This window comes from Pseudomonas sp. WS 5146 (genome assembly GCF_012985495.1).
Classification (GTDB): Bacteria; Pseudomonadota; Gammaproteobacteria; order Pseudomonadales; family Pseudomonadaceae; genus Aquipseudomonas; species Aquipseudomonas edaphica.
This window is the reverse complement of the sequence record NZ_JAAQWL010000004.1, coordinates 512,911-534,784: the sequence shown is the minus strand read 5'-3', so window position 1 is coordinate 534,784 and position 21,874 is coordinate 512,911. Positions and strand designations below refer to the sequence as shown.

Below are 21,874 nucleotides of genomic sequence, written 5' to 3'. Positions count from 1 at the left end.
GGATGTGGGTGTTTCAGGTAGCTTGGGTTTGCTTTCAGTTCAGCTATCGCCAGTGCGGTATGCGTTGCAAGCCAACATCACTTGACTCTGTGGGAGCGGGCTTGCCCGCGATGGCGGTGGGTCAGTGAATAAATCCAGTGACTGACACACTGCTATCGCGGGCAAGCCCGCTCCCACATTTGGTGTTGTGTTTGTCAGAACAACTTGCGCTGCACAGCTTCATCCAGCGTACTGCGGGTCAGCGCTTCAACCACTTCTCCGGTATTGGCCTGGAACGGGATGCCTACGATCAGCACCAGGTGCATCCAGGTGCGCACCGATTCGCTTTTCTTGACCCGGCCCAGTTCTTTGCCGTCCTTGTCCTTGAACACGGTTTCCAGGGTGAAGGTGTTCTTCGCCGTGGACGGGATGATGAAGAACGTGACGCCGGTAATAATCGCCGAGGCCATGCTGAACTGTTCGTTGTTATACAGCGTGGCGTCGGCGTAGATGTCCGAGTCGACCTTGTCGGTGCTCACCCGTGCAAAGCGGTTGGACTGGCGGAACCCATCGGCCACGGTTTTTTCCCACAGCGCCGCCGGTGCGCCGGCCGTGGTATTGCCGGGGCCGCCGTTGACTTGGCTCAGCGCCGTGGTGCGCACGTAGGCGGTGGGTTTCTGTGCCGGTGTGCTGGCGGTCGGCGGCCAGGTTTGCACGGCCGGCAATTCGTGTTGCGAGTAGGACACGCAACCGGTCAACAAGACGGCGGCGAGGACCAGGCTGTGTTTGATCAACCCTTTCATGTGTTGCTCCCTGAAATTACGGTTTGGCCAGTTTGGCAGTGGCGGTATCGAGCAGTTGCGCGACCAGTTCGTTCAACTGTTTGGCGCCCATGGTCGGGGCCCAGTATTCGCGGCCGTAGAGGCCCACGTTGCGTTCAAACTTGACCTCTTGCTTGGCGCTCGCCAGTTCCTTGCCGTCGCGGTCGACAATCACCAGGTCGCCGGCCACGTCGAAGGTGTCGACGAAAATCGGGCCGTTGACCCAGATCCAGATCGTCAGCGTCAGCAGGGCACCAGGCACGTAGGCGGGGTGAACGCCACGGTGGCCTTTGAGGGAGGTCATGTTGAATTTCAGCGCGACATCGTTTTCGCCAAGGCGCACCGGGTACTCAGTGACCTGCTTGAAGTAACCCGCCGTGCGCACGTACTGGTTGAGTTGGGCCGTGAGCGAACGGCTGATCGCAGTTTTATTGGCGTCGTTGACGTCGGCGGCGCTCACTGTCACATCAGCGACTTGCGCACTGCGCGGGCTGCTGACGGGTGCCGGGTGGAGCGGGGCGCCGATGGGGCCGGTGACGGTGTAAGAGACGCAGCCGGTCATCGACAGCGTCGCGAGCAGGGCCGCAGCCCGAAGGAGGGTTTTCAACACGCAATATCCCTATTTAATGAACAAGCCAAGCCAATGTCTCGACCGATGGCTGTGTAACTTGAGGCGGGCGCGCAGCGTAACAGAATGCCGTTGAGCGGCGAACGCCCCCGCAGCAGCGAAACCGCTTGAGTACACAGGGCAACCCCGTAAAATGCCGCGCACTGGATACAAGGCATTTTTCAAGGATGAATCAAGCAATGCGCCTCTCTGCTTTTCTCCCTGCCACCCGCCTCACCGCGGGCCGCACGTTTCAACCGCACTGCTGCGAGGCAGTCACCCTTCCTGATACCGCTATTGGCGGGCTCGACACTTTCCATGTTGAGGCTGCGTGCAAACGCGCGCGCGTTTTCAGCAAAATCTGATTGCCGCGACTTCGTTGATAACTTACATAACAGCCCTTTGCGCTGGTTTCACCTCTAGGAGCACTCTGTGAAAACACTGTCCAAAATCCTGCTGTCGGGCCTCACCGCCGCAGCGCTGCTGAGCGTGGCCGGTTGCGCCACCGAGAGCAACCGTGCGATGCCGGTGGAGCAAGTTGCCAGCGCCAGCGTGGCCTATTCCGGCGTACGTGTACCGATTGCCGTAGGCAAGTTCGATAACCGCTCCAGCTACATGCGCGGCATCTTCTCCGATGGCGTTGACCGCCTTGGCGGCCAGGCCAAGACCATCCTGATCACCCACCTGCAGCAGACCAACCGCTTCAGCGTGCTGGACCGCGACAACATGGGCGAAATCTCCCAGGAAGCCGCGATCAAAGGCACCGTGCAAAAGCTTAAAGGTGCTGACTACGTGGTGACGGGCGACGTGACCGAGTTCGGCCGCAAAGAGACCGGCGACCGCCAGTTGTTCGGCATTCTCGGCCGTGGCAAAACCCAAGTGGCTTACGCCAAAGTCGCGTTGAATATCGTCAACATCAGCACCTCCGAAGTGGTGTATTCCACCCAGGGCGCCGGTGAGTACGCGCTCTCCAACCGTGAAGTCATCGGTTTTGGCGGCACTGCCAGCTACGACTCCACGCTCAATGGCAAGGTTCTGGACCTGGCCATGCGCGAAGCGATCAACCGCCTGGTAGACGGCATCAACGCCGGCGCCTGGAACCCGCGCAACTAATAACAACAACGCCAAGGAGCACTACACGGATGAGCAAGGCAGTTAAGTTGGCGCTGATGCTGACAGCAATCGCGACGGTCGCCGGGTGCCACACGGCGCCCCAACCCCTGTATCAGTGGGAAAGCTACCAGCCGCAGGTTTACGAGTACTTCAAGGGCGAGCCCAAGGAAGCGCAGGTGGAAGCCCTGGAACGCGATCTGCAAAAGATCAACGCCAGCGGCCGCAAGGCCCCGCCGGGTTACCACGCGCACCTGGGCATGCTGTACCTGAGCATGGGCAAGGATGACCAGATGGTGCAGGAGTTCCGCACCGAGAAGGCATTGTTCCCTGAGTCCGCTGCGTACATGGACTTTTTGCTCAAAAACGCCAAGGCTGGAGTTGCCACTAAATGAACCTGTTAAAACTCACCGGCGCCTTGCTGGCCCTGGCATTGCTCGGCGGCTGCGCGGCGCCCAAGACCATTGATTACACAGCGTTCAAACAGGCTCGGCCGAAGTCGATCCTGGTACTGCCACCCATCAATGAGTCGCCGGAAGTGCAGGCCTCCTACAGCCTGGTTTCGCAGGTCACCTACCCGTTGGCCGAAGCCGGTTACTACGTGTTGCCGATTGCCCTGGTGGACGAAACTTTCCGCCAGAACGGCCTGACCACCGCCAACGATATCCAGGGCGTGGCGCCGGGCAAGCTGCATGACATTTTTGGTGCGGACGCGGCGCTGTACATCACCATCAGCGACTACGGCACCAAGTACATGCTGATCTCCAGCGACACCTCCGTGACGGCCTCGGCCAAGCTGGTGGACCTGCGCACCGGCACCACGTTGTGGACCGGCTCGGCACGCGCTTCCAGCGAGGAAGGCAACAACAATGGCGGCGGCCTGGTGGGCATGCTGGTCTCGGCAGCGGTCAAGCAGGTGATCAACAGCTCCACCGATGCGGCGCACCCGATTGCCGGTATTGCCAGTGTCCGCCTGCTGTCGGCCGGGCAGCGCACCGGCATTTTGTATGGCCCGCGTAACCCGAAATACGGCACCGACTAAGTGCCTGTTCAACCGTGAACAGCCTTTGCTGACCGCTCGGGTCTGCAAAGGCTTCGCGGGTTGGGTGTCACGCGTTGTCGTCAGTTTACAAGCACATCCGGTGGCCTGATCACTTGCGTACTGGTCACCACGAAGTCTGCTGTGCGGTTGCCGGTCAAGTCGATGGCGATGAAGTGGCGCTGGGTCTGCGGGTTGAAGCCCACGATCGCGTCGCCGATACGCCCGCTGAACGCCTGGACGGGCTTGAATCGCGTGTTGGACCTTCGCTCCAGCCCGCGCAGGTCAATCTTGTCGGTGCCGCTGGTGAAATCCATGATGACATCGGGGTTTGCAGGCGTGGAGTCGCTGGCGTGGTTATAGACGAAACTGTCGGCGCCGCCGCCGCCGCGCATGCGGTCCGCACCCGCCCCACCGGTGAGCCGGTTATCGGCGGCGTTGCCGATCAGCACATCGTGGCCTGAGCCACCGATAGCGTTTTCGATGAGGCAGTTGCGGGCGATAGAGACGTTGCCCTGATAACCACCTACGTCGGAAAACGAGCCATCTCTCAGATTGATCGCTTGGTTATTGCCATAACCCGAGAAGTCCAGCGTGTCATTGCCGGCGCCATCCCATACGCAAAAAATAGCGGCGTCCTGATGGCTTTTCAGGGAGTAGTGGTCCCTTCCGGTGTTGGAGTTGAAACCGTAGATGTTGTTTTCTCGGCGGGTTTGATAGTTGGCGCCGTACTGGTGCTGGATAGCGCTGATGTCATCCATCATGGGAGCCAGCGGCCTGCCCTCGAAGTGTTTGCCACTGCTTTGGGCAGGGTAATAGCTCATGACGGTATGGGCTTTAGAGTCTTGGGCATAAAACCGTTTGGCGTCGTCTTTTTGGCCGTTGTAAGTACCGGGGTGATTCAGGCCGAGCGTGTGACCGATTTCGTGGGTTATGGTGGGGCGTGTCACAAAGCCCGGTTGATAGCGGGTATCGCCAGCGATGCCGTTTTTGTCGTTGCTATAGGGGTAGTAGCCGTCGGCAACTATCACATTATTGGAAATACGGAAGGCCAGCCGTCCTTCTGCCGGGCCGGCGTTTTCAGTGAACGTCAGGTTCGCCACATCGCCCCAGGACTGGATGGCGCGCCGTGCTTCTTGTTTCTCGTAGTCGTTGAATCCAAGACCCTGTTCATAAGTGAAGTTGTAGGAAATCTCGGTCCTGTTGTTTTGGTTTCGGTCCTGCCATTTCAACCTGCCACCCGTCAGTTGCTCAACGGCCTGACGCTGATTAAATGACGGCCTGTCGGCTCTACTTGTGTAGGGATCATCCGAGCGTTGAGTCGGGTCATAGTCGCCCCCATTGCCGCTGAGAGAACGGGCCACCGGGGCGTCCCAGCGGCGGTGTGCAGGGCTTTGGGCTGACTGAGCGCTGCTCGAATAAGGCTTGTACATCGGCGTTACAGGATTAATTCTCAAGGTCGTTATTCTCACGGGGTATTGGTACTTTTCCTTCTTGGTGAGGCAGGCAGGTTCCCTTTTGCTAAGTGTGAAGTTGCCAGTGTTGGCGTCACTTTCCAAAGCCCGATGTGTGTCCGAGTAAGTCGTTTTTCTTGCAGGTAAAGTGTTCCTACACAGGGTTAAGCCAATGCCCAGTCCTGGGCTGAATTTTCGCCCTGCATCAGAAAAAACGGCCACCGCGAATGACCGTTTTTCACACGTGTTCAGGGTCGACTTTGAACCCTGGTGCGACAGTGCGGTTATCCGAAGATAGGCCGTGAGGTCATCAGCCCACTGATATCCTGGGGCCTTATCAACCGCGTGCTTTTCAGCAGGAAGTCCGTCTGGCCGTTTCCGGTCAGGTCAATGGCGACAAAGTACCGATTACTGTAGGCGTTGAACCTCACCAGCGTGTCGCCCGCGCGGCCGGAGTAGTTGTGGACCAGTCGCAGCTGAGTGCGGGTGCTCTGGCTCAGCCCGGTAAGGTCGATCCTGTCTCGGCCGCTGACAAAATCGGTGATCAGGTCAGCACCCGCAGCGGTTGAATCGCTGGCCTTGTCGTAGACAAAAACATCCGCGCCGCCGCCGCCCCTCAACGTGTCTGCGCCGCCCCCGCCCTTGAGGCGGTTGTTGGCGTTGTTGCCGATCAACGTATCGTCATGGCTGCCGCCAATGGCATTTTCCACGGTCACGCCCTTGGCAATGGAAACGTTGCCTTTCATACCGCCCACATCAGAGAAGGCTTCGGCGTTCAAGTTGATGGTTTGTTTCTGATTGAAACCGGAACAGTCCAACGTATCGTCGCCACCGCCATCCCATATGCAAAAAACCGGCGCGTCCCGCGCGGACTTCAGGCTGAAATAATCACGCTCGGTAGTGGAGTTGAAACCGTAAACGGTATCGCCGCGACGGGTCTGGTAGTTGGCGCCGTAGGCGGCCTGTATAGCTGCAATGTCATGCATCAGGGGCGCCACCGAGTAATGGGTCCACTGTGCGTCTTTTGAGAAGTTCTGACCACTTCTGATCTCGGGGTTGTAACTCATCACGCTGTAGGCTTGAGTGTCCTCCAAGTAGTCGCGCGTGGCGGGTTGCTGGGTATAGTCACCGGTATGGTCGAGGCCCAGGGTATGCCCAATTTCGTGAGCCATGACATGTTGGTCGTAACGGTCAGTCCTGGGTTGTGCATGCCCTGAGTCCAGCCATGCCTCGCCTCCTTTTTTGAAGCTCTTGGGAAAGGGCAGGGTCGCATAGGATTCCTCGTTACCCTTGTAAAGACCCAGGGTCAGTCGGCCCTCGGTACTCGCGCCTTTATGTGAGAACTTTATACGGGTGACATCCGCCCACGCTTGCATCGATATAAGCGCCCGTTTCTTTTGTTGTTCATTTAATTCATAAGCACCCTTGGGTACATGACTGACCCGGTGTGGCTCATCCGGCGTGAAGAACTCGTAGGCAATATCAATGACGCCGTCGCGGTTATGGTCTTGCCACTTCAATCCCATTTCCCGGCTGGTGCGCAGCAGGTGCCTGGCGGCGCGGTCGGTGGTGTAGGACGCCAATGGCTGGTCCTTTACAGCACCCGGTTGTTGATGGGCAGGCTCAAATAATGCAAGCGCCGTATAAGGCTTGTTATCAACAGAGAGCATCTACTTGAATCCTTTTAATAGGCGAGCGGAGGTGTAAACGTTAACGCTCATGGGAACACGCGATGGTGTCAGGGGTTGATAGGGTTAAACCTTCGAGGTGACTACCTGCGCGAAAATACCCTGGCTTGGCTTTGGAAGTTTGCAGTCAAACCCATAATGTCCTCGGGTTTTATTAGTTGAGTGCTTTTGACCAGAAAGTCGGTCTGGCGATTACCCGTAAAGTCCACGCCCACAAAGTATCGACCACTGCGTGAATTTAACTTAACAACGGTATCGCCAATGCGGCCTGTATAGTTATCGACAAGCCGCAGCGATGTGCCGGTATTCTTGGCCAAGGCAGTGAGATTGATCTTGTCTTTGCCACTGACAAAGTCCTCAATCACGTCGGCATTCTGATAGGACGAGTTACTGACCTTTTCGTAAGTGTGTGTCATTGAACGGTGGGAGGGGCGGGTGGGTGTGAGCGTGGATCGAGTAGTGGGGGTCTCAGGCTGTTGATGATGGGCTGTGGTGTTTGCGGAGGCGACAATATCGTCTGCTTTGACTTGCCCATAAGTGCGGATCAGCAAGTTGGCTTTGCCGTCGCCCGTCAGGTCAATCGCCACGTTGCCCTTGCCGCTTTGTTCATCGTAGGTGAGCACCGTCTCACCTGCCTTGCCTGTCATCTCGCTGACGAAGGCCAGGGCGCCGACATTGGCGTTTTTCATGGCCACGGACACATTAATTTTGTCGGTGCCGCTGACAAAATCCATAAGCGTGTCGGGGTTTTCGGGCGTGGAGTCACTGGCACTGTTGTAGTCAAACGTATCCGAGCCGCCGCCTCCGCGCAGCCGGTCGCCACCCGCGCCGCCGGTGAGCCGGTTATCGGCATCGTTGCCGATCAGCGCGTCATCGCCTGAGCCGCCGATGGCGTTTTCCATGACCACACCGCGAGCGATGGAAACATTGCCCCTGAGCCCGCCGACATCGGAGTACGAGCCGGCCTTGAGATTAATGGTCTGGTTGGAACGGTAGCCGGAAACGTCCAGGGTATCGTTGCCACCGCCGTCCCATATGCAGAACACGGCAGTGTCCCGGTTGGAATTGAGCGTGTAGTAATCGCGCTGGCTGTTGGAATTGAACCCGTAGGTGGTGTTGTCCTGACGGATTTGACGATTGACGCCATAAAGCGCCTGGATGGCGGAAATATCATCCATCATGGCTGATGCTGGTTGGGCGCCGCCATGGCTTTTGCCGCTCAGTGCCGCCCCGAAATAGCTCATGACGCTATGAGCCTGGGAATCCTGTACGTGACTCCTTCGGTTCTCGTCATAGCCGCCATCGTAGTTGCCGGTATGCGACAACCCCAGGGCGTGACCCGTTTCATGAATCAAGTCGTGGCGCGTGACCCTGGTGGGGTTATACAGGGTGTTGCCTCCTTGGTAATGGTTGCTTGGGTAATAGCCTACGGCGGTGCCGACGGCGTTCGATATGCCAAATGACATTTTGCCCTCTGTGCGTGGCCCATTCTCTTCAAAGGAGAGATTGGACACATCGCTCCATGACTGCATGGCACGTCGTGCCATTTCTCTCTGGCGACCATCGAATTGCCAGGCGGCGCTGTTGAACGAGTAGGAAACAGAGACCTTGCCGTCGACATTTTTGTCATGCCACTTAAGGTTTCCCCGAGTGAGATTGTTGGTTGCCTGGCGCTCATCGAAAGAGCGCACATTGAGGTTAGCCGCGTAGGGGTCGTTGGCGCGCAGAGTTGGATCTTTGCCGTCCCAGTAGCGTTTGGTGGCGGTGTCGAATGTCGTCGGGTTGGTTGTTGTGGTTGGATTAAATGGCCGCCGTGTGGGTGGCTGAATAGAGGGCTGTACGAACTTACGCACGAAGGGGTGTTTGAGAAATGGCTGCACGAAAGGTCTGAAGACCGGGTGGTTGAGATAGGGTTGGGCAAAAGGCTGAATAAGCGGGCGCAGAAAATGTTGGCTGTAGTTGGGTTGCTGGAAAACAGACGGGCGCAAGTCGATTCTCATAAGAGTAATCCATGTTCTTGTTGTTGGCCTATTCCTTGTGTAGGGAAGTGCATGTCCGTGTGCTGGAAATACCTTCGCACCCTATAAGTTAATTTCCAATAGAGTATTTATTTCTAGTGTGTGTCAACAGGCCGGTGTGACATGGTTTGCAACGGCTGTTATGTTTATCCGAATTTTAAATTTCGTGTCAAAGAGTCGGGTTCCCCAAGCATTACTCGTCTTGTTGAAAGCTGATATGTCGTTTGTGTTTAACGTGTTTTTTTTGGAAATATAGAATTGCTTACAGTGTGAGTATTTTCGTTAAGAGCATTCTGGAGTTTCTCGGTAATCGTAAGTTGTTTCGGGCTCGGCATCGTTGAGTGACCTACAGGGCTCGATGCTTCCAGCTGACGCCCGATGGCTCGGTACTCTGTAGGGTAAGCGTGTTGTATGCGTAAATTCCGGGATTTAACCCGAACCCGAAGTGTTTTGCGTCTGAGCCTATGAACGGATTATTTACTGTTGAGGTTCTGCGCCATGTCACATGCTCGTTTAGTGCTGCGTCCCCTTGTCTGCAGCGTTGTGGTTGCCGTACTGGCTTCGCTGGCCGGCTGTGGGCTTTCATCGTCCAGAGAGGTGGCCAAGCCTCTCGCGCCCGCGCCCGCCGAGCCTCAGGCTGAGGGTGCCTTGAGCAAGCAGGCAGCGATGCCTGTGCTGATGGCCGCGCCAATGGCCATGCGCGACGCCGCGGCTTTGGCCTATCGGGCCGAGCCTCACGAACGCTACCAGAACCTGCCCGACAACCCGGTCTACAGCGTTGCACAAACCCCGGTCTCGACCTTCAGCGCCGACGTCGACACCGGCAGCTACGCCAATGTGAGACGTTTCCTCAACCAAGGGCGGCTGCCACCTGACGGCGCCGTTCGACTCGAGGAAATGCTCAATTATTTCCCCTATGACTACGCGCTGCCCACTGATGGCTCGCCCTTTGGCGTGACCACCGAAGTCGCCGCCACACCGTGGAACCCGCACACGCGATTGCTGCGCATCGGCATCAAAGCGTCCGACCGTGCGGTGGCAGACCTTGCGCCGGCCAACCTGGTGTTCCTGGTGGATGTGTCGGGCTCCATGGACCGCCGTGAAGGTTTGCCGCTGGTGAAAAGCACGCTGAAATTGCTGGTGGACCAGCTGCGTGATCAAGACCGTGTGTCGCTGGTGGTCTACGCCGGTGAGTCGCGTGTGGTGCTTGAACCCACCAGCGGGCGCGACAAAACCAAGATCCGCAACGCCATCGACCAACTCACCGCCGGCGGCTCAACGGCAGGCGCCTCCGGCATCGAGCTGGCTTACCAGATGGCCCGTGCCGGCTTTATAGAGAAGGGCATCAACCGCATCCTGCTGGCCACCGACGGTGACTTCAATGTGGGCGTCAGCGACTTCGACAGCCTCAAGCAGATGGCCGTCGACCAGCGCAAAAGCGGCGTGTCCTTGACCACCCTGGGTTTCGGTGTGGATAACTACAACGAGCACCTGATGGAGCAGCTTGCCGACGCCGGCGACGGCAACTACGCCTACATCGACAACCTGCGCGAAGCCCGCAAAGTGTTGGTAGACCAGCTCAGCTCGACCCTGGCGGTGGTGGCGCGGGATGTAAAGTTGCAGGTGGAATTCAACCCCGCCCAGGTCAGCGAATACCGCTTGTTGGGTTATGAAAACCGTGCACTCAAACGTGAGGATTTCAACAACGACAAGGTCGACGCCGGTGAAATTGGCGCCGGGCACACCGTGACCGCGCTGTACGAAATTGTGCCCAAGGGCGAGAAGGGCTGGTTGGAGCCGTTGCGTTACGCCGCCGCGCCTGCGGCCGAAAACACCTCCGCTGAGCTGGCCATGCTGCGCGTACGCTACAAACCGGCGGCGGGCGGTGCCAGCCAACTGATTGAGCGGCCCATCCGCAACGACACCACCCAGGCCAGCGCCGACCTGCGCTTCGCGGCAGCGGTGGCCGCCTTCGCCCAACAGCTCAAGGGCGATGGCCGCTACACTGGCAGCATGAGCTTAAAGGACACCGCCGCACTGGCCCGCTCGGCTCGCGGCGATGACCCGTTCGGGTTGCGCAACGAGTTCGTGCAACTGGTGGAAGTGGCGCAGAGCCTCAAACACTGATCCCGAACATGGCAACAACCAACTGTAGGAGCTGGCTTGCCTGCGATGGCAGCAACTCGGTGTACAGGATGTACCGAGTCGCCTGCATCGCAGGCAAGCCAGCTCCCACGGTAAATTTGCATCGATCCATCAAAAGGAGTTCGCTACCTACATGGCCGTTCCAGATGACTCACCCAGCGACGAATCGCTGCTGGCCCGCTACCGAACCGGCGACGCTGCCGCGTTCGAGGTGTTGTACGCGCGGCACCGCCAGGGCCTTTACCGGTTCCTGGTGTCACTGAGCAACAAGGCCGAACTGGCTGAAGAGGTGTACCAGGAAACCTGGCTCAGCCTGATCCGCAGCGCCACCCAGCCACAGGGCCGGGCGAGTTTTCGTACATGGCTGTTCCAGATTGCCCGCAACCGCCTGATTGACCACTGGCGCAAGCACGGCATCCACAACCCCTTACATGACAGCTACGACGAACAACTGCACGCCCAGGCCGACGACAGCGCCGGCCCTGAGCAGCAACTGAGCCTGAGCCGCGACCAGGCGCGCCTCGACGCCGCTTTGCAAGACCTGCCCGAAGACCAGCGCGAAGTCTTCCTGCTGCGCCTGCACGGCGACCTCGAAGTGCCGCAAATCGCCGCCCTCACCGGCGTCCCGCTGGAAACCGTAAAAAGCCGCCTGCGTTACGCCCAGCAGAAACTGCGCCGCCTGCTGGCCGAGGAGATACTCGTATGAACCACTCCCCACACACACCTGACGACGAGCTGATCCAGCACTTTCGTCAACACAGCACCGGCGAACCGCCTGCGTCCCTCGACGCCTTCATCCTCGCCACCGCCCGCCGCGAAGCCCCGACGCCGCAACCCAGCCTGTGGCAACGCTGGCTGCAAGCCTGCCGCCAACCGCGCTGGCAAATGGCATTCGCCACCGTCGCCGGTGTAGCACTGATGATCGGCGTAGTGATGCGCGTGCCCGAGTCGCAGCCGGAGATCTCCACCGCAACGTTTTCCGCGGCGCCAGCCCCACAGATGTATGCCGCACCTGCGCCCGCACCTATGGCACGGATGGCAGCAGCACCGAAAGTTGAGCATGCGCTGGTTCAGGCTGAAGCCATCGGTGCGTTTGCCGATCAGCCGGCAGAAAAACTCAGTAAGCGCGCGCCGCTGGCGTTGCCTTCGTTGGAGGAAGGGCTGCAGGAGATTGTGAACCTGCGCATGGCGGGGCAAGCCAAAGCGGCGGATGAAAAGCTGTTGACGCTGCATGAGCGCTTCCCCGAGGAAGACTTGCCGGCGCGGTTGGAGGCCTTGCAGAAGCGATAAATGCCTTCAAAGAAAGCCCGCCACCGACTACTCGGTGGTGGGCTTTTTAATGGAGTCTTGAAAGCAACTTGGCCAAAAATGTGGGAGCGGGCTTGCTCGCGAAAGCGGTGTATCAGTCATATATGTATTGGCTGACACTCCGTCTTTGCGAGCAAGCTCGCTCCGGCATTTTGAGCATCGTTTGCCAGGAAATGTGCTGGGGGGGAAATGGGCACAGAGATTTATTTACACGGCAGGTCAATTATTTGGAGGTTGTGGATACTTGAAACGCGAGGCATAAAAAAATTGCCCACGAAAAAGCCCTAGGTCTTTCGACTTGGGGCTTTTGTGTGTGTCTGGTGCCCCGGCGTCGTTTGAACCGAGAGCTAGAGATGCCGGTTTATAAGGGTTCTATCATGTGAGCGTGGGTTAGGCCTACACGTAGGCATACAGGGTGCTTCTTGCTGGCTACTCCCTCCCATAGCTACGCATGGTAAAACACCTCCAGATGTAGGCGTGCTAACTCTGATTATGGCTACCCCTTGTTCGTTCTCCGCTGCCAGCGAACCCAAGATATGAGTGATTCACGATGAATACCAACCATGCAATAACCCAAGCTTTGCAAATCAGGTTCGCCGCATTCAAGGGTCGCAAGGATGATGATTACCAAAGCGAGAATATCGCTCTTGGTGCTGCTCACCTTGCTCTGGATGTCGGGATCATGACGAACGACCCGTTGCTGATCGCCAAGGCACAAGAGGTCATCACGGCAATTAGCAACTTTTGGCAGTTTCAAGAAGAACAGGACCAAAAGGCTTTGATCGACAGTTACGCCGATTCGGATGCTTTCCGAGATAAGCGTAAGCAGGCATACAGAATGGTTAAAGAGCTTGTTGGGAAAGAGTTTCATGACTCGCGTTGGGGGAATCTCATTGAGATCTATCAAAAAACCTTTCCGAGCTTTCTGGTTCGAGCGTCGGTCTACGCGAGGATTGATCCGAAACAGGCAGCTAGCAGACTCCGTAACGAGCTAGCAGACCTGTTGACCAATAAACGGTTGGACAGAGCTCCCACTCTTGGAGAGGTTCAGGCATTACTACCCTCCGCCAAAGCTCTTTTGGAAGAACGGACCATCTGTTATTTGGAGCGTGCGTTGCCCGGTTTTGATTTTCGAAATCATTCGATCTTGAATGCCGGATAGGCGCCGGGGACCCTGGCAGTTCTGTCGCAACACGTGGCATGAAACCCGCGGGATCGAGTTAGTGGGAGGCATTGGAAGTTACTGAAATTTCAATCGTTGAAATTGAAAGGATCTTGAAGAAAAAGAGCCATCGTTACTGCTTTGATAAAGGTGGCTGTATCTGTTGCTGATAGTGAACACCTGCATAGCGTCAACCACGGTAATGGGTGTCAACCACGTCAACCTGTCAACCAACTTAAAAAATCCAGCCGCTAACGCGAACGCGCGGGTTTCCTACCCCGTGTCTTTCCGATATCTCCAGGGTCCCCGGCTTTTCTGAGTCACTGACGCAACCGAGGTTTCTCGCTGGAGGAAACGCTTTAAAGGGGCTAGGGGGCGTACCTCCTCAAAAACGGTGTTACGGGTGTTACGTACGAATATAACTATATGTTTTTAAAGAATATTTATCGCGTAACACATCTGTGTTTTATCGTTGTGGGCACGTGTTACACGATAAATAGGTGTTACATCAACAACTGTTTTGTGAGGAGAGGTTGACTCTGATGAAGACTAATGTCATTGGACTACAGTACTAGTCATGAGCGGACTCTGCCGGCCGGCAGCGGCGGTTGCTAGGGGATGCGCTACGATTGAGTCCAAACCAATAAGGCTGCTCAGGGAGCGGCAGGCCGAGGAAGCATGCATATTTCCAAATTGACATTGGTCAACTACCGAAATTTTAAGAATGCGACGCTTCAGTTTCGCAAAGGCGTGAACACCATTATTGGAGAAAATGGCTCAGGCAAATCGAACATCCTACGAGCGATTCGCCTTTTGCTCGACGACACAATGGTGCGCGCCTCCTACCGTTTGGACGAATCGGACTTTAGCCGCTCCCTCGGTCAATGGCGGGGCCATTGGATTATCATCAGCATGGAGTTCGAGGAGATCAGCACTGATGAATCAGTTCAGGCACTGTTCCTTCACGGCACAGCCAAGTTGGACGAAACGCCCGTACGTAAGGCGACCTATAACCTCATCTTCCGGCCCAAAAAAGAAATCCGGTTGAAGCTAGCCGGCCTTGATCTTTTTGACGCTGACCAGCTTGCTGAGATCCGCGACGCGATTACGATCAATGACTACGAAACGATTTTTACAGGACGTAGCTGGGCTGACTTTAGTGACTCTGATCTTTACAAAGCCTTAGCTGGCGACTTTGATCGGTGTCTCTTTGCGTCAGAGACGGAATTTCCAGCTATCGGGTCGAAAGTACCCGGTTTCCTCTCCGTAACCAAAGAGGTATCGCTGACCTTCATTCAGGCGCTGCGTGACGTTGTTGCCGAGTTCCATAACAACCGCACCAACCCTTTGCTTACCTTGCTCAAGAGCAAAAGTGGAGAGATCAACCCCGCCACTATGCAACCGATTAGTGAGCTGGTTCGCGAACTCAATACATCCATTGAGGCGCTTGAGGATGTGCAATCAGTTCGCAACCACATTCGAGAGACCATTAAGGACGCGGCGGGAGAAACCTACTCACCTGCATCACTCTCAATCAAATCGGATTTGCCCGAGGAAACCGATAAGCTGTTCCAGTCATTACGACTTTTCGTGGGGGAGTCAGAAGAAGGATACGAAGGTGCGATTCATGAGTTGAGCCTGGGCGGGGCCAACCTCATATATCTGACGCTCAAGCTCTTGCAGTTCAAGTATCAACGCGAAAAAATGGCCATGGCCAACTTTCTCTTGATCGAGGAGCCGGAAGCGCACATCCACACTCACATACAGAAAACCCTATTCGACCGTATTAAGTACAGCGACGCACAGATCATCTATACCACCCATTCCACTCACATCTCTGAAGTGAGCAATGTTAGCAACGTCAACATCCTGGGACGTCATGGCTCCTTCTGTGAGGCTTACCAGCCAGCTACGGGCCTTGAGCCCACACAAGTGACCAGCATTCAGCGTTATCTGGATGCGGTGCGTAGCAATCTGCTCTTCGCCAAGAGTGTGATTCTCGTCGAAGGTGATGTTGAAGAAATCCTGATACCGGTGCTCGTCAAAAAGGTGTTGGGTTTAAGCGTGGATGAACTGGGCGTAAGTGTTATCAATATACGGAGCACGGGATTTAAAAATGTAGCAGTTCTGTTCCATAACCTACGCATCAGAAAACGGTGTGCCATAGTCACCGACCTCGACCATGCCTTTTTCGACATCACACCACTACCCACCGACACGCCTCCTACAATAGCTAGAAAAGCCAAAGCGGCTGGTTCACAGAAGTCAGGTTTAGAGCGTAAGACTGACCTGGATTCGTTCGTTGCCGCCAACCCTTGGCTTGCAGTCTTTTACGCCAGACATACCTTCGAAGTGGACTTTATTGCTGCTGGTAACGATCAGCCAGTTATTCAGACGGTACCGACAGTCTATACGGATACGCAGACGATTGAGCAGGCGACGAAAGATCTCCAATCCGGTCAACTGTCTCGCATGGGAAGTCGAGCGCTGAGGATGGCTAAACAAGAGGGCAAGGGATGGTTCGCCATACTTCTTGCCGAGCATCTCACCACTCAGGTTCAGATACCTAGCTACATCCTCCAAGCGATTCATTTTGCACATGGACCCTTTTCGCACTCACTGATCGCCAGAATTCTCCAACATCGCGCTGAATGTCTGTTCAACTCCTTGCCTTGGCATGCTTTTCAGAAGATGGAATTCCTACTTGAAGTAAAGCGCTTTCAGCAAAATGAGATCAGCATGGATCAGCTCAAAGCGGCTGCCTTACTCAAGCTCCCGAACGATGCCATCAATGCTTTTCTAGCGGATATGATGTGATGTTCACCTGGGATCTTCGGGATCTTAACAGCGAGCAATCAGCGGCCGTTGTAGAGCCATCAAGTCTTTTTCTGATTGCGTGCCCAGGCAGTGGCAAGACGCGTACTCTGACCTACAAAATTGCCTACGAACTGTCTCGTCGCACCGACAAGCGCATCATTGTCGCCATAACCTATACCCATCGCGCAGCAGACGAGATCCAAGAGCGCATTGAGGACCTTGGAGTCGACACCTCTGGGTTGTGGATCGGCACTATCCACTCTTTCTGCTTGGAGTGGATCATCAAGCCCTACGGCATATACTGCCCTGCACTCGCGCACGGATATCGCGTTATCGACACGCATGATCGCGAACTCTTGTTGGAGAGTCTGTGTGCATCGTATCGAGGTGTCACTCACTGGGATTGTAATTACTATGTTACCGAAGATGGGTACCATCTTGGCTGTCCAGACTCTCGGAAGCACAATGCGATCCACGAGGTGCTTGCGATGTACTTTAAGGAGCTTTTAGAGAATCGACAGATCGACTTCGAGCAAATCCTGTGGCATTCCCATGCTCTGATGCGGGACCACGCAAATATTTCAGTACTGCTTTCACGAGTATTCTCTCACATCCTTGTGGATGAGTATCAGGACACAAAACAGATTCAGTACAGCCTTGTGACGTCTATCCTTCGTGCAGGTCGCGGACAGACTAAGACATTTATAGTTGGCGATCCGAACCAAGCGATCTACGGCTCACTTGGTGGCTACGCTATGTCAGTGGAGGATTTTCGTGCACGGGCCAGTATCCCGATTAAAGAATTGGCGCTCAGCCGAAACTACCGCTCCAGCGATCGGATTATAAGCTACTTCTCAAATTACAGCGTGCATGCGACAAGCATCAACGGTGTTGGCAAGCATGCGAAGTTCCCCAGTTTGGTTACCTACAACCAAGATGTTGCACATACCGATGTGCATGACGAACTGGTGAGGTTGATTAAAGTTAGTCTGGCCGACGGCAATTTACCCGAGAATATCTGCGTCCTCGCGCCCTGGTGGATTTTGCTAGCGTCAACAACTCGGAAGCTGGTAGCTATGCTCCCCGATCAGCAATTCGATGGTCCTGGTCTTGTTCCTTTCAGCAACGACTTTGATAACTTCTGGTTTAAGGCTTCCAAAATATTGCTGACGGAGTCATCGCCGAGGTTACTCGTTCGACGCATGCGCTGGGCAAATGACGTGATCAAAGATCTTAGCGATTTTGGTGTGAACACCACCAGACTTACTTCACGTATGCTGCTGCGGGAGTGCAACGCACTCGCAATTGATGAAACAGACGGACTTCGTTACCTGGACCTTGCCTTCACCGATTTGCTCGAACGACTCAATATCTCTCAAGGAAGCTTTCCACCACTTTCTTCACACCGCGAGGCGTTCTTCAGCAGCTCAGCAGCTAGAATCGAGAAACTGCAGAAGGATGGGGCGAGCTACATCAACCAAGTGTCGTTCTTCAAAAAAGTGTTCCGGGAGCGGTCCGGCATCACGGTTTCCACCATCCACGGGGTTAAGGGCGCGGAGTTCGACGTTGTAATTGCCTTCGGCCTGTTGGAGGGAATGGTGCCGCACTTCAATGAAGCGGATGGGCATGTTGTCGCGAGCAAACTCCTGTATGTATTGGGCTCCCGTGCTCGTAAAAATCTGCACTTGATCTCTGAGTCGGGACGACCGAGAGGACGGTATGGGGTCTATCCACCAACCCAGTCACTCGCAGCTTGCCACTTTAACTACGACTCGGACTAGCCTGGGGTAGAAAGACTTTGCCATGTTCTCTCGATGCTGAATGCCGCGTAGGTGCGCGTCTTACCAATAGCTGACGTTCGACCTGCGACTGTTCCAGTTAGTAGATGCGCAACGCGAGCCGACTTCCCCGTCAATCCGCTAATTATTGCTTGTCGTAATTGGCAAGTAAATCATCCTTGAAATGCAAACAACGGGATATATATTTGCTAAATATAGGTCTAGGTTCATCAGTTCAGAACGGATCACATTGAATACTCTGGCAGAGGTATAGAGTCGTTCACATTAATTGCACTGCGACTAATTTTCACAGCATCTTCTCTGGCTGCGTATAGACAAAATCATAAAAAGCATCTAGCGTAGCCTGTCGGATGGCAAATCGCCATTGCATAATTGCAGGGAAGACGATGAAATACCGTGAGAGCAAGCTAGATAAGGATCTACGACAATGGTTCGTCAATGATTACTCTAAAAAACTTTTGCGGCGTATATATATCACAGAAGGGACGATACGCGGACTTAACAAGCTTGATGTGTCTTTCGACTATCCAATAACTGCTTTCGCAGGAGTAAATGGGTCAGGGAAGTCGACCATTCTTGCATTGGCGTGCTGTGCGTATCACAATAATAAAAAGGGCTTTAAGCTGCCAAGGCGGAAAAATAGTTACTACACTTACTCCGACTTTTTTTTACAGCACACAGACGAGATCCCCCCCCAAGGAATTGAAATCCAATATTGGTTTGCGATGGATAACTTCGCTAAAACAATATTCCCGGATGGTAAGGGTGTAGGGTATCAAACTCGGAAGAAGAGCCAAGGGGGTAAATGGAATAACTATGATTCGAGAATGCATAAAAATGTCGTCTTTCTCGGAATTGAAAGAATTGTTCCTCATTCCGAGAGAAGTCAATCTCGTTCTTATTCAAAATCTTTCAAAAATATTGAGCTTAAAGGGTGGGAAGATAAAGTAAAAGATGCCGTTGGATACATACTTGGAAAAAAATATGACTCTTACCTGCACCTCGAGCATGCGAGGTATAGCTTGCCGGTTGTGACAGTTGGCGAGCTTACTTATTCAGGTTTCAACATGGGGGCAGGTGAAAACGCACTATTTGAAATATTTTCAACAATATATTCCTGCAAAGCAAATACGATACTAGTTTTGGATGAGATCGAATTAGGTCTGCATGCAAAAGCGCAAAGATTATTTATGACAAAGCTCAAAGAGCTATGCAAAGAAACAGGAACCCAAGTAATCTGCACTACACATTCAAAAGAGATTTTTCAGTGCTTGCCAGATGAAGCACGTTATTTTATAGAATCCGTGGGCGGAAAAACCAAGGTTACCCCGGGAATTTCACCAGACTTTGCTTTTTCTAAGCTCGGTGCAAAAGAGACTGCTGAGCTTGATCTTTTTGTTGAGGATGAAGTAGCTAGAGCATTAATCCAAGCATGCTTGCCATCTGCTCTTAGAGCTCGAATTAAAATTTCCGTCATAGGTTCTGCAACTGCCATCGCTAAACAATTAGCAGCACTTCATGTGAGAGGCGAAGAGAGACCGACACTTGCAGTGTTCGATGGAGATCAAAGAGCTTTGAAAAAGGACAATTTAAACCATGCCAGAAAAATGGCAGAAAACCCATCTAAGGATTTCGAAAGTTGGTTCGCGGATAGAACTGCATATTTGCCTGGTGATACTTGGCCTGAGGCATGGATTGTACAAAAATGCGTAGAAGTGCCCAAGCTCGTTGAGGTCGCATTAGGATTGGAGGAAGATAGAGTTCCGGAAGTTTTAGAGTATGGATTGCAAGCTGGCAAACATAATGAGTTTTTTGAAATATCCTCCCACGTAGGGCTAGAGAAAAACCACACGCTTCAGCATCTATGTCACATTATAAAATTAGCATTCCATGACGAAATGAAGCCATTAAAAGAACGCATTGAGTCATTTTTAGACTAGTTCTATATGCGAGTAAAAGCTCGCCCTTTAGAAATGTGAGCTTTGTGCGCTCTAATTGCTGCTGAAATCCGGACTTTTCGGGTCCGCTTGGATTGCTTAAAAACTTAATAGGGAGGTCGTATGTTGCTGGATAAAAGTTTTGCAATTGCACGTTCAGGTGAAATAATCATTCAATGCATTGAGGCGCGCATTTATCAAAAAAATGACAGCGGCTTACGAATGGATGGACATGGGGTTATTAGAATAAATAGTGTCGGCTCCCTCTATATGGAGTTCGTTTGTTTAAAGTCCGAAAACATCCCTTTTCATTTTGGTGGCTCTGACTTCCCCAAAGATCTATTTGATCCAAAGCAGGAGCTGTTTTTTGAATGCGTGTCTTTGGATGGAGAAAAAATAGAAGCCAATGGATTCTCTTTAAGTATAAAAGAGTTTGATACGCATCGCCCATTTAGATTTTTAGTCTTTTTCTCCGAAATATACAAACACGCGCATTTCAATCATCCAAACCAGCAAAACAGTTATTTGTATTTTGAAATCAATGAGCCATCCAGAGTTCCAAAGAATAAAGGTAACACCACTACGTCGACGTTAGGTACTGAATCTTGGAGCCTGAATCAGACAGTGCTCAAGGGTGAAGAATTCGGATTGTCGATAGTTGATCACAAAGGATATGTTGAAGTTTATGCTAATGGTGATTTTGATGTGGATAGTCTATTTTTAGCACTGACATTTTATATAGGCTTCACATCTGGAACGTCACCACAAGCGTATGCAATGACTAAAAGGTCCGGCACAGTATTAACGCACTACATTAGAAGTATACGAAACTCTGTCAAGCATCAGACCATTCCGCATCCGATACCAGAAAACGTAATTATTGACGGTGCGCTAGATTTTAGAAATAACTATGAGCTGTTTTTTAATATCTGGTATGTCCTGAACAATCATCATGTTTACTTTGAAAGCATTTATGCACAATGGAAGCGAGTATTTGCTGCGTTCAACACGGAAAGCGCACTATCTAATCTTACGATATCCACGTCTGTTGAAGGTGTCTTGATAGATATCTTCATGCCTAAGCTTGCGGAAGAGGCTAGAGATGAGGCGTATGAAAAAGAGAAGCTCGATATCATAGAAAAACTAAAAGGTTTGGATATTGCTCCAGCAAAACTAAACACAATAATTAAGCATGTAGCTGGATGGGGGAATCTTTACGCAGCCAAAGCGTTAGGGATGCTGGTAGAAAAAAACCTTATATCTACTGCTGAAAAAAAAGCTTGGGAAAAATTACGCCACTCTGCCGCGCATCCAAAATTCACACCTAGTACAACTGAACGGCAGATTAAAGAGCATCATAGGGTCGCGAGCTGCATAAATTTATTTAATAAACTTGTTTTGAATGTATATTCATATAGTGGTCCCCAGTTCGAGTTTGGAGAGGTAAGAAAACCAAGAATTATTATGCATGATATGGTAGATATATTGGGCTTGGAAAAGCAGAGTATACAAAATCCATCGCCAGTCAAGTCTGATATTGGAATTGTGGACGTGACAGTGCCCGATGGAAGGCTGGCAATATTTTTTAATAAAATTAAAGGCTTCGTTTCACGACTCTTAAAGTAATGATTTTCTGGGTGGGCGGAAAGAGCTTTACGGTATTTTGTTTTCTATGTTTTCACTGGAATATAAAGCGGGCCTAGTAATCTTGAGTGGAGGATGCCGGTGAAAACTAGCGAGTGTTAAGATTCTTCTTTTCTACTCATCGTGCCGATATGTATTAGGAAACATCCAAATTAGGATTCGGCACAAAGCTGGACAGCCTTCCAGAAGTTATGGTTTATAGAGGCTAGGTCCCAAATGGCTTAAATGCGTTTCAATAAAGTGTGGTAGTGCAAGCTCTAAAGTGTAGTGGAAAAATGGGGACAGATTTATTTACATTCACACCAGAACCCAACTCATTGCCTGACTACCACCCTTCACCAGTATT

Annotated in this window: 16 protein-coding genes; 11 read left to right on the top strand and 5 right to left on the bottom strand. The window is 53.1% G+C overall.

The window, feature by feature from the left end; translation table 11 throughout:
- Positions 1 to 194: 194 nt before the first annotated feature.
- Entirely contained in the window at positions 195 to 782 is a 588-nt protein-coding gene (locus HBO41_RS14625) for a hypothetical protein (RefSeq protein WP_099549566.1), read from the bottom strand.
- 16 nt (positions 783 to 798) lie between these two features.
- A complete protein-coding gene (locus HBO41_RS14620) occupies positions 799 to 1,410 on the bottom strand; it encodes a hypothetical protein (protein WP_169986733.1) in 612 nt (203 codons plus the stop codon).
- Between the two features lie 429 nt (positions 1,411 to 1,839).
- Here HBO41_RS14620 and HBO41_RS14615 point away from each other — a divergent pair, with 429 nt between their 5' ends.
- Genes HBO41_RS14615 through HBO41_RS14605 form a run of 3 tightly spaced genes read left to right on the top strand, consistent with a single transcriptional unit; the run spans position 1,840 to position 3,559 of the window.
- Positions 1,840 to 2,520 (top strand): CsgG/HfaB family protein, encoded by a 681-nt coding sequence (locus HBO41_RS14615; protein ID WP_017136672.1) that lies wholly within the window; start codon positions 1,840 to 1,842, stop codon positions 2,518 to 2,520.
- A 29-nt stretch (positions 2,521 to 2,549) separates the two neighbouring features.
- The gene (locus HBO41_RS14610; protein ID WP_017136673.1) at positions 2,550 to 2,912 is read left to right on the top strand and encodes a DUF4810 domain-containing protein; all 363 of its coding nucleotides are present in this window, start codon (positions 2,550 to 2,552) and stop codon (positions 2,910 to 2,912) included.
- A complete protein-coding gene (locus tag HBO41_RS14605) occupies positions 2,909 to 3,559 on the top strand; it encodes a DUF799 domain-containing protein (protein ID WP_017136674.1) in 651 nt (216 codons plus the stop codon). The genes HBO41_RS14610 and HBO41_RS14605 overlap by 4 nt, the downstream gene beginning before the upstream one ends.
- 80 nt (positions 3,560 to 3,639) lie before the next feature.
- On the opposite strand, the gene HBO41_RS14600 is transcribed toward HBO41_RS14605, so the two are convergent.
- The 3 genes from HBO41_RS14600 to HBO41_RS14590 all read right to left on the bottom strand — a co-directional run bounded on the left by HBO41_RS14600 (position 3,640) and on the right by HBO41_RS14590 (position 8,698).
- Positions 3,640 to 4,920, bottom strand: coding sequence for a M10 family metallopeptidase C-terminal domain-containing protein (locus HBO41_RS14600; protein WP_346342952.1), 1,281 nt, complete (start codon positions 4,918 to 4,920; stop codon positions 3,640 to 3,642).
- Between the two features lie 374 nt (positions 4,921 to 5,294).
- Positions 5,295 to 6,680, bottom strand: coding sequence for a M10 family metallopeptidase C-terminal domain-containing protein (locus HBO41_RS14595; protein ID WP_169986729.1), 1,386 nt, complete (start codon positions 6,678 to 6,680; stop codon positions 5,295 to 5,297).
- A gap of 101 nt (positions 6,681 to 6,781) precedes the next feature.
- Complete coding sequence (locus HBO41_RS14590) at positions 6,782 to 8,698, bottom strand: M10 family metallopeptidase C-terminal domain-containing protein (protein ID WP_262380338.1); 1,917 nt, start codon at positions 8,696 to 8,698, stop codon at positions 6,782 to 6,784.
- Positions 8,699 to 9,214: 516 nt separating this feature from the next.
- Between HBO41_RS14590 and HBO41_RS14585 the strand changes: the two genes are divergently transcribed.
- The 8 genes from HBO41_RS14585 (at position 9,215) to HBO41_RS14550 (ending at position 21,510) form a co-directional block, all read left to right on the top strand.
- Complete coding sequence (locus HBO41_RS14585) at positions 9,215 to 10,843, top strand: VWA domain-containing protein (RefSeq protein WP_169986727.1); 1,629 nt, start codon at positions 9,215 to 9,217, stop codon at positions 10,841 to 10,843.
- Between the two features lie 151 nt (positions 10,844 to 10,994).
- Complete coding sequence (locus HBO41_RS14580) at positions 10,995 to 11,567, top strand: RNA polymerase sigma factor (RefSeq protein ID WP_169986725.1); 573 nt, start codon at positions 10,995 to 10,997, stop codon at positions 11,565 to 11,567.
- Positions 11,564 to 12,151 (top strand): hypothetical protein, encoded by a 588-nt coding sequence (locus HBO41_RS14575; protein ID WP_169986723.1) that lies wholly within the window; start codon positions 11,564 to 11,566, stop codon positions 12,149 to 12,151. Before HBO41_RS14580 ends, HBO41_RS14575 begins: the two co-directional genes overlap by 4 nt.
- A gap of 568 nt (positions 12,152 to 12,719) precedes the next feature.
- Positions 12,720 to 13,331, top strand: coding sequence for a hypothetical protein (locus tag HBO41_RS14570; protein ID WP_169986721.1), 612 nt, complete (start codon positions 12,720 to 12,722; stop codon positions 13,329 to 13,331).
- 678 nt (positions 13,332 to 14,009) lie between these two features.
- Positions 14,010 to 16,148 (top strand): AAA family ATPase, encoded by a 2,139-nt coding sequence (locus HBO41_RS14565; protein ID WP_169986719.1) that lies wholly within the window; start codon positions 14,010 to 14,012, stop codon positions 16,146 to 16,148.
- Complete coding sequence (locus HBO41_RS14560) at positions 16,148 to 17,929, top strand: UvrD-helicase domain-containing protein (protein ID WP_169986717.1); 1,782 nt, start codon at positions 16,148 to 16,150, stop codon at positions 17,927 to 17,929. Before HBO41_RS14565 ends, HBO41_RS14560 begins: the two co-directional genes overlap by 1 nt.
- A 404-nt stretch (positions 17,930 to 18,333) precedes the next feature.
- Complete coding sequence (locus HBO41_RS14555) at positions 18,334 to 19,887, top strand: ATP-dependent endonuclease (protein WP_169986715.1); 1,554 nt, start codon at positions 18,334 to 18,336, stop codon at positions 19,885 to 19,887.
- Between the two features lie 120 nt (positions 19,888 to 20,007).
- Complete coding sequence (locus tag HBO41_RS14550; protein ID WP_169986713.1) at positions 20,008 to 21,510, top strand: hypothetical protein; 1,503 nt, start codon at positions 20,008 to 20,010, stop codon at positions 21,508 to 21,510.
- The last annotated feature ends 364 nt before the right edge of the window (positions 21,511 to 21,874 follow it).